The sequence below is a fragment of the Nocardia vermiculata NBRC 100427 genome, from assembly GCF_001613265.1.
In the GTDB taxonomy this organism is placed as follows: domain Bacteria; phylum Actinomycetota; class Actinomycetes; order Mycobacteriales; family Mycobacteriaceae; genus Nocardia; species Nocardia vermiculata.
Genome location: NZ_BDCA01000034.1, coordinates 24,294 through 37,003, shown reverse-complemented (window position 1 = coordinate 37,003; position 12,710 = coordinate 24,294). Strand labels below are relative to the sequence as shown.

The window sequence follows — 12,710 nt, the reverse complement described above, 5'->3', positions numbered from 1 at the left end:
CGGGTGTAGAACTGGATTCCATGCGCGCCATCCAGGTCAGCGAACACGGCGGTCCCGACGTCCTCGTCCCGGCCGAGGTCGACGATCCGGTCATCGGGCCGAACCAGCTGCTCGTCGACACCGAGGCGGTCGGGGTCAACTTCATCGACACCTACATCCGCACCGGCACCTATCCGCAAGAGGTTCCTTATATCCCGGGTTCCGAGGGCACCGGGGTGGTGTCCGCCGTCGGCGCCGACGTGAGCGATTTCACCGTCGGCGATCGCGTGGCGTGGGCGGCAGCGCCCGCCAGTTACGCGGAGAAGGTCGCGGTGGATGCCGCGGTCGCGATCGCGGTTCCCGACGGTATCGAGCCGGCCGTCGCGGCATCGGTGCTGCTGCAGGGAATGACCGCGCACTACCTGATCGAGTCGGTATACCGGCCCGAACCGGGCGAGACGATCCTGGTCCATGCCGGTGCGGGCGGGGTCGGGCTGCTGCTGACCCAGTTGGCCGCCGCGCGTGGCATCCGGGTCGTCACGACCGTGTCCACCGACGAGAAGGAGACACTGTCACGGGAGGCCGGCGCGGCGCAGGTCTTGCGTTACGGCGACGATCTCGCCGATCGGGTCCGCGAACTCACCGACGGAGCCGGTGTCGCCGCGGTCTACGACGGTGTGGGAGCGCCGACCTTCGAGGCGAGTCTGGCCTCGCTGCGGGTGCGCGGCACGCTGGCCTTGTTCGGCGCCGCCGGCGGCCAGGTGCCGCCGTTCGATCTACAGCGGCTCAACCCGGCGGGATCACTGTTCGTCACCCGGCCGACGCTGGTCCACTACACCCGGGACCGTGCCGAATTGACCTGGCGCGCGGGCGATGTGCTCACCGCGATCGCCGCAGGCACACTGCAGGTGCGTGTCGGTGCCGAGTATCCGCTCGCCGAGGCTCCCCGCGCCCATCGCGATCTGGAGGCGCGCCGGACCACCGGCTCCATCGTGCTGCTGCCCTGAACCCGGTCAGTAGTCGCGCCCGGTGAGCCCGCGGTAGGAGAATCGGGTCAGCGCCGCGACCGCATCCCGGTCGTCGAGCGGCAGCACCCCTTCCTCGACCGCGTCGACCAGGGCCTGCACCAGCAGGAACATCATCGATACGCTGACCTCGGGCGTACTGGGCAGCCGCAGGCCCGCCGCGTCGAAACCATCCACGTGGTCGACGACTTCCTCGAGCTGCTCGGCACTGAACTTCCCTGCGATCCGTGCGAATTCGTCGTCGACCAGGGCCGCCTGCGCCACCGCCCGCAGCACCGGCCGATGCTCCCGGGCGAAGTCCCAGTACTGCTCGACATGAAAGGCCACGGCCTCGGGCTTGGTGAAGTCCGGATCGTGGTCACCCGCCTCGGCCGCGGCATCCCCGGCAGCGCCGAAATCCTGCAGTAGCGCCTGCAGTAACTCCTCTTTGCTCGCGAAATGGTTGTAGAACGACCCCGCCGACCGCCCCGCCGCCGCGGTGATATCGACGATCTTGGTGTTCAGATAGCCGCGCTCGGCGAACAGTTGCCGTGCCGCGCTCTTGAGCGCCCGCTCGGTCTCCGCAGACCGCTCCTTACGGCTCCCACCACGCTGCTCTCCGGTCGCCATCTCGCCTCCTTGACACCGGACAGTATCAACCTAAATACTGAATCCAGTTTCAGTGAACTCAGATTCAGCCATCGGAGCACTCATGCCAGTACAGGTACTCATCGCCGGTGCCGGCCCGACCGGCCTCACCCTCGCCATCGATCTCGCGCGCCGCGGAATCGGTGTGCGGATCATCGAACGGGCGCCCGCGCCGCAGGCCGGGTCGCGCGGTGACGGCATCCAGCCGCGGACCCTCGAGGTCTTCGACGACCTCGGCGTCCTCGACGCCGTACTCACTGCGGGCATGCCACCCGCCGCCATGCACATCCACATCGGTGGCGCGCAGGTGGCCGAACGGCGGATGAGCGAAGTTCGCGCAGCCACCCCGGCGGTGCCGTATCCGAATCCGTGGGTACTCGGCCAAGCCGACACCGAACGATTGCTGCGGCAACGGCTCGCCGACCTCGGTGTGCACGTCGAATTCGGCACCGCGCTGACCGAGTTCACCTGCGACGAGACCGGGGTGTACGCCACCCTGAGCAGCATCGGCGGCACCACCAGCGAGCAGGCGGACTACCTGGTCGGCGCCGACGGCGGCGCCAGCACGGTGCGCCGCACGCTCGCAATCCCGTTCGAAGGGACCACCGACGAGTCCATCCGGATGCTGCTCGGCGATGTGACCGTGGACGGGCTCGACCATGATTTCGGGCATTGGTTCGCCACGCCGGAAGCGCCGATGGACGGCATCGCGCTGATGCCCCTGCCCGGCGGCGCGCTGTTCCAGTTCATGGCACCGATGCAGCGCGATACCGAGGCCACCCGCGCGGTGCTGCAGCAGTACCTCGACCACCGGTCCGGGCGCGACGGCCTCGAGGTGGGAGAACCCGTGTGGTCGACGGTCTGGCGGCCGAATATCCGGCTGGCTCAGCGGTTCCGGTCGGGGCGCGCGCTACTCGCCGGTGACGCCGCGCACGCCCATCCACCGAATGGCGGCCAGGGAATGAACACCGGTATTCAGGATGCGTACAACCTGGGCTGGAAACTCGCGGCCGCACTCGCCGGCGACGACGGGCCGCTGGATACCTACGAGCCCGAGCGCCGCGCCGTGGCGATGCGGGTCCTCGGGCTCAGCGCCGAACTACTGGACAAACATCTGGAGGGTGCCGAGAACGCGATGGACCGCGGCCCGGAGACGCAGCAGTTGGACATCAGCTATCGCGCACCGGGTGATACCGCGGTGCTGACTGCGGGGGATCGTGCTCCCGACGCTCCGCTGCTGCGCAGCGACGGCAGCGAGATCCGCCTGTTCGACCTGCTCCGGGGCCCGCATGCCACCCGTTTGACGTTCGGTCTCCCGGCCGAGACATCCGAAACCCCGGGAATTCACGCGTATTCGATCGTTCGGCCCGGCGCCCGGACCGATGCGACTCAACTGGTAGCGGTCGGCGGGCACGCCTTCACCGACTACGCCGCCGCCACTGGCACACGGGTCCTGGTGCGGCCGGACGGTTACCTGGACTGGTACCGCCAGTGGTAACCCGCCGGTGCGCGCCACGCCGCCATAGTGGATGATCTGTGCTGCCGCCCAAGCCGATTCGCCCGCTCATCCGTACCGTCGTACGGTGGTCGGGCCGCCGCGCGGGGCGGTGTGTACAGCAGGCATCGGTCAGGGGTTGATCCAGATGTTGGTGAAGGTTCGCAACGACGATCCGTCGCGGCTGTCCAATTCCGAACGGACGGTGGCGAACTGGCTCAAGACCTGGACCGGTGCGAATGCACTGCCAGGCGTCGCGGTGGTCGCGGCCGGCGCCGCCGACGTGCTCGTGTGGACACCGAAAACGTGTGTCGTGGTGGTGATCAAGGACTTCACCGAACGCGTGAGCGGCACCCTGACGGTCTCGGGATACCGTCCCTGGACGGTTGGCGACGGCGTCGCTCCGCTGACCGGCACCGAAGCCGGGACCGAGCCGATGACCGAGATCCGTGCGCGCACCGGGGAGGTCGCCGAGGTACTGCGCGGAGCTCCCGGACGGGAACGCGTCGCGGTGACGGGCCTGGTCCTGGTGATGCCACAACTGGGCAGCAGGCTGACCCTGGAGCGTGGTGACCTTCCCGACGGCATCGACGTGGTACTCGGCGACGGTCCGGCCGCGCTGCGCAACTACTTCACCACCATCACTACCGACGCCCCCGACACCTGGGATGCCACCCAGGTCGGCCAGGCACTGGGCACTCTGGGTTTCGCGGCGGCAGCTACACACTCGGACCTGACCAACGACGGATTCCCGGCCCGCCTGGTACGCACTCCCCCACCGCCCAGGCCCGCACCGGCACCGGCACCGGCCGCGGCACCTATTCCCGGAACCCGCCCGCCCGCAGACCGGCCACCGGCACCGGTGACAGGCGGCCCCGTATCGATGGCGCGCCCGGCGCCCGGGCCGGGACAGCCGCCGCCCCAGCCCGGCTCGATGATCCAGCCCGGCTCGATGCCCGCACCAGGCTCGGCTCCGCCGCCCGGCCCCCGGCCCGGCCCGGCTCCTCAGATGCCGCCGCGTGGTCCCGGAACTCCCGGCGGTCCACCCGCCGCCACCCGCGCGGCGGCCGGATACGCACCGACCTCGCAGCCGTACTCCGTGCCGTTCGATCCGCGGCCGCCGCAGCCGCCACGGCGTCGCCGCCGCAGCCTGGTGCCGTTGGTGCTATTGGGCGTGCTGGTCGTGGTGCTCGCCGCCGCGGCGATGTGCACCGCGGGCGGTGGCGGTTCGGACGACGAGCCCGCCGGCGGACCGGCCCCGACGCGCACCTCGACGACGACGGTGCCGTTCACACCCGCACCCGAGCACACGGTGCCGCATCCGACGCCCGGACGCGCCTGCTACCCGTTCCAGCCCGGCTGCACGAACTGATGCACTACTCCGTCGGCGGCGCCGGAACAGACGACGCTCCGGCACCCAAGACCCGGTAGTTGCGGAATCTCATCGGCGTCCCCTTCGGGCCGCAGTCGCGCGACGTCGACAGTTGATGTGCACCGGCATACGGGAGAATTCGGCGGTCATAGCCCCCTCCGGCCGGACGGCACAGCGGTGACCATGCAGGTCCGTTGCGAAACGTCGAGGGAAGCGGAAGCTCACGCCGTACCGCATCGGAGCTTGTTCAGCAGTCGAAGCACGCGACACGGGCCGCGATGGTGTCGGACGTCGGTGCCCGACACCAGGGGATATCAGCCGAACAGCGTCGATCCGATGGTGTGCCAGCCGAGGACCGAGTCGACCGCGAGGCCGCAGAACACCACCGCGAGATAGTTGTTGGACTGCAGGAACAAACGCAGCGGTTTCACCGACGCACCACGGCGTACACCCGAGTAGAGCTGGTGCGCCATCAGCAGGAACCAGGCCCCGGCGGCGATCGCGACCGCGGCGTACACCACGCCCGCCGCCGGAACCAGCGCGAGTGTCGCCAGCACGGTGAGCCAGGTGTAGATGACGATCTGCTTGGTCACCGCCTGCTCGGTCGCGACGACCGGCAGCATCGGGACGCCGGCGGCGCGATAGTCGTCCTTGTAGCGCATGGCCAGCGCCCAGGTGTGCGGTGGCGTCCAGAAGAAGATCACCGCGAACAAGGCGATCGCGGGCCAGCCGATGGTTCCGGTGACCGCGGACCAGCCCACGAGTGCGGGCATACATCCTGCGGCGCCACCCCAGACGACATTCTGGGCGGTCCGGCGTTTGAGGCCGAGGGTGTAGACGAAAACGTAGAACAGGATCGTGGCCACGACCAGCAGCCCCGACAGCAGATTCGCCTGCCACCACAGCCAGCCGAACGACCCCGCGCCCAGCAGCACGCCGAAGACGAACGCGTGCCGCGTCGGCACCGCGTCCCGTGCCAGCGGCCGCTTCGAGGTGCGCTTCATCACCTTGTCGATATCGGCGTCGGCGACGCAGTTGAGCGTGTTGGCACTCGCCGCGCCCATCCAGCCGCCGAACAGCGTGGCCACGATCAACCGGATATCGACGTGTCCGCGGTCGGCCAGCAGCATCGTCGGGATGGTGGCGACCAGAAGCAGCTCGATAACCCTCGGCTTCGTGAGGGCGATGTAGGCGAGCACTCGACGGAACAACGCCGACAGCGGGCCGCTGCCCTGGACACGGTCGGCGAGCGCGGTCGCGGAGGAGCCATGCGCATCACCCGGCTGTTGCCCAATCCGCACTGTCTCTCCTCGCAGGTGGTGCATCGATCCGATAGGAAGCAGCGTTTCCGGCCTGGTGGCGGGGCATCCCGCGCGCAGTCGTTTCCGCTGTCACGGCAGAGCGCGACGCGGGCGGCGCGGCCTCTACTACACACGATGGTAGACCCCCGCGTATTGCACTCGGGCACCGCCCGTCGCGAGACCCGTGGCGGCACAGGCGATCGGCGTCGTGCGCGGTGTGATCGTTCACCGTAACGCCGCACACATGGAGGGGGTGCGGGTGGCGGGTTACTCACTCACGCCGATCCGGTGACCTCTAGGGTGGGGGGTACACAGCCCGCAAGCCGCCGTTGTACCCACACGAGAAGGTCAGGAGAACCTCGGTCGTGTCAGTCACAGACGACATCCGCGCCCTCATCCAGCCCGCACATCCGGCCGACTGGACCGAACTGGACACCAAAGCTGTCGACACCGTCCGGGTGCTCGCGGCGGACTCGGTCCAGAACGCCGGCAACGGCCACCCCGGTACCGCGATGAGCCTGGCGCCCCTGGCCTATTCGCTGTATCAGCGGGTGCTCGACTACGACCCGAGCGATCCGGAATGGGTCGGCCGCGACCGCTTCGTGCTCTCGTGCGGCCATTCCAGCCTCACTCAGTACATCCAGCTGTATCTGGCCGGTATCGGGCTCGAACTCGACGACCTGAAGCATCTGCGCCAGTGGGGCTCACTCACCCCCGGCCACCCGGAGTTCCGGCACACCAAGGGTGTGGAGATCACCACCGGCCCGCTCGGGCAGGGCATGGCGTCCGCGGTCGGGATGGCGATGGCCTCGCGCCGCGAGCGCGGCCTGTTCGACCCGTCCGCCCCGCAGGGAGCCAGCCCGTTCGACCACTTCGTCTACGTCATCGCCTCCGACGGCGATATAGAAGAGGGCGTCACGTCCGAGGCCTCCTCCCTGGCCGGCACCCAGCAGCTGGGCAACTTGATCGTCTTCTACGACGACAACAAGATCTCCATCGAGGACGACACCTCGATCGCGCTGACCGAGGACACGGCCGAGCGCTACCGCGCCTACGGCTGGCATGTTCAGGTCGTCGAGGGTGGCGAGAACGTCACCGGCATCCTGGAGGCCGTGGCGGCCGCCAAGGCCGTCACCGACAAGCCGTCGTTCATCCTGCTGCGTACCGTCATCGGCTACCCCGCGCCCACCAAGATGAACACCGGCGCCGCGCACGGAGCCGCACTGGGCGCCGACGAGGTCGCGGGCATCAAGAAGGCCCTCGGATTCGACCCGGACCAGAGCTTCGCCGTAGACGACGAGGTCATCGCGCACACCCGCGGTAACGCCGCCGACCGCGCCAAGGGGCTGCGTGCCGCCTGGCAGGAACGCTACGACGCGTGGGCCGCGGCCAATCCGGAGAACAAGGCCCTGTTCGATCGCCTCACCCAGCGGAAGCTGCCGCAGGGCTGGGCCGAGTCGCTGCCCTCCTTCGAATCCGATGCCAAGGGCATGGCCACGCGCAAGGCGTCCGGCAAGGTGCTGGCCGCGCTGGCCCCGGTGCTCCCGGAACTGTGGGGCGGTTCGGCCGACCTCGCGGAATCCAACAACACCACCATGCCGGGGGCGCGCAGCTTCGGTCCGGAGTCCATCTCCACCGGTATGTGGACCGCCGAGCCCTACGGCCGCACCCTGCACTTCGGTGTGCGCGAGCATGCGATGGGTTCGATCCTCAACGGCATCGCCCTGCACGGCCCGACCCGCCCGTACGGTGGCACCTTCCTGGTGTTCTCCGATTACATGCGCCCCGCGGTGCGGCTGGCCGCGCTCATGCGGGTGCCGGCGATCTACGTCTGGACCCACGATTCCATCGGCCTGGGCGAGGACGGCCCGACCCATCAGCCGGTCGAGCACCTTGCCGCACTGCGCGCCATCCCGGGTCTCAATGTGGTCCGCCCCGGTGACGCGAACGAAACCGTCTACGCCTGGCGTACCGTGCTCGAACTCGAGAGCGCCGAGCAGCATTCTCATTTCGTGCCGGCCGACCACCCGCACACCGACGGCCCCTCGGCGCTCGCGCTGACCCGCCAGGACGTGCCGACGCTCGAGGGCACCAGCTACGAAGGTGTCTCGCGCGGCGGGTACGTCCTGGCCGAATCCTCCACCGCCACACCGCAGGTAATCCTGATCGCCACCGGATCGGAACTTCACCTGGCGGTGCAGGCGCGCACTACGCTGGAGGAGCAGGGCATCGGCACCCGGGTGGTGTCCATGCCGTGTGTGGAGTGGTTCGACGCCCAGGACCAGTCCTACCGCGACGAGGTGCTGCCCCCGCAGGTCACTGCCCGCGTCACGGTCGAGGCCGGTATCGCGATGCCGTGGCAGCGCTTCACCGGCAACGACGGTGAGAACGTGTCGATCGACCACTTCGGCGCGTCGGCCCCCTACAAGGTGCTGTTCCAGGAGTTCGGCTTCACCACCGAGGCCGTCGTCGATGCCGCACAGCGCTCACTTGCCAAGGTGAAGGGATAAGCAATGGCACAGAACGAGAATCTCGCCGCACTGTCACAGGCCGGCGTATCGGTATGGCTCGACGATCTGTCGCGGGACCGGATCCGCTCCGGCAATCTCGCCGAGCTCGTCGCCACCCGCAGCGTCGTCGGTGTCACCACCAACCCGACGATCTTCCAGGGCGCCCTGAGTCAGGGGCACGCCTACGACGAGCAGGTCAAGGAGCTCGCCGGCCAAGGTGCCGACGCGGACGCCGCGATCCGCACCATCACCACCGACGACGTCCGCTCGGCCTGCGACGTGTTCGCCGAGGTGTTCGAGGCGACCGGTGGCGTGGACGGCCGGGTCTCGATCGAGGTCGATCCGCGCCTGGCCTTCGACACCGACAAGACGGTGGCGCAGGCCGTGGAGTTGTGGAAGATCGTCGACCGGCCGAATCTGTTCATCAAGATTCCGGCCACCGAGGAAGGTCTGCCCGCGATCACCCGGGTGATCGCGGAAGGAATCAGCGTCAACGTCACGTTGATCTTCTCGGTGCAGCGCTACCGCAGCGTGATGGGGGCCTACCTGGACGGTCTGCGTAAGGCGCGCATCGCCGGCCACGACCTGGGCCACATCCATTCGGTCGCCTCGTTCTTCGTCTCCCGGGTCGACTCCGAGATCGACAAGCGCCTGGAGCAGATCGGCACGCCCGAGGCGCTGGCACTGCGTGGCAAGGCAGGCGTCGCCAACGCGCGACTGGCCTACGCGGAGTACCAGGACGTGTTCGACGGCGGTAACCACACCTCGACCTACTCGCATCTGGCGTCGGCCAGCGGTAACCGGCAGCGGCCGTTGTGGGCCTCGACCGGTGTGAAGAATCCGGATTACCCGGACACGATGTACATCACCGAACTGGTGGCGCCCAATACCGTGAACACCCTGCCGGAGAAGACCCTCGAGGCCTTCGCCGACCACGGTGAGCAGCGCGGTGACACGGTATCGGGCACCGCCGCCGAGGCACAGGGCGTGTTCGACGCGCTCACCGCGGTCGGGATCGACCTCGCCGACGTCTTCGCGGTGCTGGAGCGCGAAGGCGTGGAGAAGTTCGAGAAGTCGTGGGAAGAACTGCTCACCGCGACGACCGCCGAGCTGCAGACCACCGGGAGCAACTGACCCCGATGGCCGGCCAGAAGAAGACGGCCGCCCCGGGGAATCCGCTACGCGAAGAGCGCGACAAGCGGCTTCCCCGGATCGCCGGCCCATGCAGCATGGTGATCTTCGGGGTGACGGGCGATCTGTCACGCAGAAAGCTGATGCCGGCCATCTACGACCTCGCGAACCGGGGCTTGTTACCGCCCGGATTCGCGCTGGTCGGCTTCGCGCGGCGCGATTACGCCGACGAGGACTTCGCCGCGGTCGTGCTCGAGTCGGTCAAAGCGCACGCGCGCACCCCCTTCCGGCAGGAGGTGTGGGAACAGCTGTCGGAGGGCATCCGCTTCGTACAGGGCACCTTCCAGGACGACTCGGCCTTCGAGACGCTGGCCAAGACGTTGGAGAAGCTCGACGCCGAGCGCGGTACGGGCGGTAATCACGCCTTCTACCTGTCCATCCCTCCCAACGCGTTCCCTGTTGTGCTGCAACAGCTTTCCCGTACCGGCCTGGCCAAACCCAGCGACCTGGCCACGGGTAAGTCCCCGGCGTGGCGGCGGGTGGTCATCGAGAAACCGTTCGGCCACGACCTCGACAGCGCACGCGAGCTCAACGCCCTGGTCAACCGGGTCTTCCCCGAGGAGACGGTGTTCCGCATCGATCATTACCTCGGTAAGGAAACGGTGCAGAACCTGCTGGCACTACGGTTCGCGAACGAGCTGTTCGAACCGATCTGGAATGCCAACTACGTCGACCATGTGCAGATCACGATGGCCGAGGACATCGGATTGGGCGGTCGCGCAGGCTATTACGACGGAATCGGTGCCGCACGCGACGTCATCCAGAACCATCTGCTGCAACTGCTGGCGCTGACCGCCATGGAGGACCCGGTCAACTTCCAGCCGCGGCAGCTGCAGATCGAGAAGATCAAGGTACTCTCGGCGACCAAACTGATCGAACCGCTGGAGGAGACCACCGCACGCGGCCAGTACACGGCCGGGTGGCAGGGCAGCGAAAAGGTGGTGGGTCTGCTCGAGGAAGAGGGCTTCGATCCGCAATCGCGGACCGAGACCTATGCCGCGATCACGCTCGGGGTGGACACCCGTCGCTGGGCAGGTGTGCCGTTCTACCTACGCACCGGAAAACGGCTGGGGCGCCGGGTCACCGAGATCGCGGTGATGTTCAAGCGCGCCCCGCACCTCCCCTTCGACGAGACCATGACCGAAGAGCTCGGGCAGAACGCACTGGTCATCCGAGTGCAGCCGGATGAGGGCATCACCATGCGATTCGGGTCGAAGGTGCCCGGTTCGAGCATGGAAGTCCGCGACGTGAACATGGATTTCAGCTACGGCGAATCGTTCACCGAATCCTCGCCCGAAGCCTACGAGCGGCTCATCCTGGACGTACTGCTCGGCGAACCTTCGCTGTTCCCGGTCAACGAGGAGGTCGAATTGGCCTGGCGCATTCTCGATCCCGTCCTCGAACGGTGGGCCGCCGAGGGCACACCCGAACCTTACGAATCCGGCACCTGGGGTCCGTCCTCGGCCGACGAGATCCTCGCCCGCACCGGGCGGGAATGGCGGCGGCCGTGATAGTGGACATGCCCGATACCGGGACCCGTGAGGTGAGTAAACGGCTGGTGGCGCTGCGCGAATCCAACGGCGTCATCGCCATGGGCAGGGTCCTCACCCTGGTGGTGTGCACCCTGGATTCCTCCGAGGCCGAGGACGCCATCGATGCCGCCAACGATGCGAGCCGGGAACATCCGTGCCGGGTCATCGTGCTCGCCCGGGGGGACCGCTTCGCCGAGACGAAACTCGACGCTCAGATCCGGGTCGGCGGTGACGCCGGAGCGGCCGAGGTGATAGTGCTTCGGCTGCAGGGTGAACTGGTCAACAACGAGAGCAGCGTCGTCGTCCCGCTGCTACTCCCCGATACCCCGGTGGTGGCGTGGTGGCCGCGGGGCGCACCGGAACACCCGTCCCAGGACTCGGTCGGGCGGCTGGCCATCCGGCGCATCACCGATGCCACCTACGCAGCCGATCCACGTGCCGCCATCACGCGCCGCCTGGACTCCTACGCACCGGGCGATACCGATCTGGCGTGGAGCCGCGTCACCTCGTGGCGGGCGCTGCTGGCCTCGGCACTCGATGTGCCACCGTACGAGCCGATCGAGTCCATCACCCTGTCCGGGCTGGCGGAAGAGCCGGCCCTGGACATTCTCGCCGGCTGGCTCGCGGCCAGGCTCGACTGCCCGGTTCGGCGGCTGACCGGCGAGCTGAAGGTCGAATTGCATCGTCCGTCGGTGTCGATCACCATCGCGCGGCCCCAGACCGGTCGCACCGCGACGCTCGGCCGCACCGGTGAACCGGATCAGCGGTTCGCCCTGGCCCGGCGCGAGACCAGGGATTGTCTGGCCGAAGAGCTGCGGCGGTTGGACGCGGACGAGGTGTATGCCGAAGCACTCGCCGGAATCGGAAAGGTGGTCTATGAGTAAGCCGCGGACAGAGGTATTCGCCGGAACCGACGAGCTGGTCACGGCGGCCGCCGAGCATTTCGTGGAGATCGTCACCCGGGCACAGGCCGAGCGTGGTTCGGCATCGGTGGTGCTCACCGGAGGGAGCACCGGGATCGCCCTGTTGGACAAGGTACGTCGGTCTCCGGGGAAGGTCGACTTCGCGCAACTCGACGTGTTCTGGGGCGACGAACGTTTCGTCCCCGCGGGCGATCCGGAGCGCAACGAATTGCAGGCCCGCCAGGCACTGCTCGACCACGTCCCGGTCGATCCGGCCCGCGTGCATGCGACGGCCACCTCGGACGGTGAATACCCGGACCCGGTCGAGGCGGCAGCCGAATATTCGGCGGCGGTGCACGCCCACCTGGCCGAGCACGGCGCCTTCGATCTGCATCTGCTCGGGATGGGCGGCGAGGGACATGTGAACTCGTTGTTCCCGCACACCGATGCGGTCGCCGAGAAACACGAACTCGTGGTGGCGGTGACGGATTCCCCCAAGCCGCCGGCCGTCCGCATCACGCTGACACTTCCCGCGGTGGCGCTCACCCGGCATGTGGTGCTGGTCGTCAGCGGCGGAGCCAAGGCCGATGCGGTCGCCGCAGCGGTATTCGGCGCGTCCGCCGTGGATATTCCCGCGGCCGGTGCGCAGGGCAGTGCGAGCACCACCTGGCTGCTCGACGAAGCCGCCGCCGCGAAGCTGCCCAAGCCTTAGACGCGGCTCCACGGCACCGGGTTCGGCGCCGAGGCGGGGCGGCGGAGACCATCGTGTCCTCCGC

At 68.3% G+C, this 12,710-nt stretch carries 10 protein-coding genes; 8 read left to right on the top strand and 2 right to left on the bottom strand.

Annotation, left to right across the window (positions count from 1 at the left end):
• Positions 1–20: 20 nt before the first annotated feature.
• Complete coding sequence (locus NV2_RS26430; RefSeq protein WP_067880150.1) at positions 21–986, top strand: quinone oxidoreductase family protein; 966 nt, start codon at positions 21–23, stop codon at positions 984–986.
• A gap of 6 nt (positions 987–992) precedes the next feature.
• Here the strand turns inward: NV2_RS26430 and NV2_RS26425 are convergent, their stop codons facing one another.
• A complete protein-coding gene (locus NV2_RS26425; protein WP_067880147.1) occupies positions 993–1,613 on the bottom strand; it encodes a TetR/AcrR family transcriptional regulator in 621 nt (206 codons plus the stop codon).
• A gap of 82 nt (positions 1,614–1,695) precedes the next feature.
• Here NV2_RS26425 and NV2_RS26420 point away from each other — a divergent pair, with 82 nt between their 5' ends.
• Entirely contained in the window at positions 1,696–3,129 is a 1,434-nt protein-coding gene (locus tag NV2_RS26420) for an FAD-dependent monooxygenase (protein ID WP_067880145.1), read from the top strand.
• Positions 3,130–3,274: 145 nt separating this feature from the next.
• Complete coding sequence (locus tag NV2_RS26415) at positions 3,275–4,498, top strand: hypothetical protein (RefSeq protein ID WP_067880142.1); 1,224 nt, start codon at positions 3,275–3,277, stop codon at positions 4,496–4,498.
• 314 nt (positions 4,499–4,812) lie between these two features.
• Here the strand turns inward: NV2_RS26415 and NV2_RS26410 are convergent, their stop codons facing one another.
• A complete protein-coding gene (locus tag NV2_RS26410) occupies positions 4,813–5,799 on the bottom strand; it encodes a heme o synthase (RefSeq protein WP_067880139.1) in 987 nt (328 codons plus the stop codon).
• 365 nt (positions 5,800–6,164) lie between these two features.
• Here NV2_RS26410 and tkt point away from each other — a divergent pair, with 365 nt between their 5' ends.
• The 5 genes from tkt to pgl are packed head-to-tail and all read left to right on the top strand — an operon-like array spanning position 6,165 to position 12,646.
• The gene (gene tkt / locus NV2_RS26405; protein ID WP_067880136.1) at positions 6,165–8,309 is read left to right on the top strand and encodes a transketolase; all 2,145 of its coding nucleotides are present in this window, start codon (positions 6,165–6,167) and stop codon (positions 8,307–8,309) included.
• Between the two features lie 3 nt (positions 8,310–8,312).
• Positions 8,313–9,443 carry a transaldolase gene (gene tal, locus NV2_RS26400; RefSeq protein ID WP_067880133.1) on the top strand — a complete coding sequence of 377 codons (1,131 nt, stop codon included), beginning with the start codon at positions 8,313–8,315 and terminating at the stop codon, positions 9,441–9,443.
• A 5-nt stretch (positions 9,444–9,448) separates the two neighbouring features.
• Entirely contained in the window at positions 9,449–11,011 is a 1,563-nt protein-coding gene (gene zwf, locus NV2_RS26395) for a glucose-6-phosphate dehydrogenase (protein WP_067880130.1), read from the top strand.
• Entirely contained in the window at positions 11,008–11,916 is a 909-nt protein-coding gene (gene opcA, locus NV2_RS26390; RefSeq protein WP_174550635.1) for a glucose-6-phosphate dehydrogenase assembly protein OpcA, read from the top strand. The genes zwf and opcA overlap by 4 nt, the downstream gene beginning before the upstream one ends.
• Entirely contained in the window at positions 11,909–12,646 is a 738-nt protein-coding gene (pgl, locus tag NV2_RS26385) for a 6-phosphogluconolactonase (RefSeq protein ID WP_067880124.1), read from the top strand. Before opcA ends, pgl begins: the two co-directional genes overlap by 8 nt.
• The last annotated feature ends 64 nt before the right edge of the window (positions 12,647–12,710 follow it).

Excerpts from the sequence above, each read along its gene's own strand:
- NV2_RS26430 (WP_067880150.1), top strand. The coding sequence starts at position 21 with ATGCGCGCCATCCAGGTCAGCGAACACGGCGGTCCCGACGTCCTCGTC.
- NV2_RS26425 (WP_067880147.1), bottom strand. The coding sequence starts at position 1,613 with ATGGCGACCGGAGAGCAGCGTGGTGGGAGCCGTAAGGAGCGGTCTGCG.
- NV2_RS26420 (WP_067880145.1), top strand. The coding sequence starts at position 1,696 with ATGCCAGTACAGGTACTCATCGCCGGTGCCGGCCCGACCGGCCTCACC.
- NV2_RS26415 (WP_067880142.1), top strand. The coding sequence starts at position 3,275 with ATGTTGGTGAAGGTTCGCAACGACGATCCGTCGCGGCTGTCCAATTCC.
- tal (WP_067880133.1), top strand. The coding sequence starts at position 8,313 with ATGGCACAGAACGAGAATCTCGCCGCACTGTCACAGGCCGGCGTATCG.
- zwf (WP_067880130.1), top strand. The coding sequence starts at position 9,449 with ATGGCCGGCCAGAAGAAGACGGCCGCCCCGGGGAATCCGCTACGCGAA.
- pgl (WP_067880124.1), top strand. The coding sequence starts at position 11,909 with ATGAGTAAGCCGCGGACAGAGGTATTCGCCGGAACCGACGAGCTGGTC.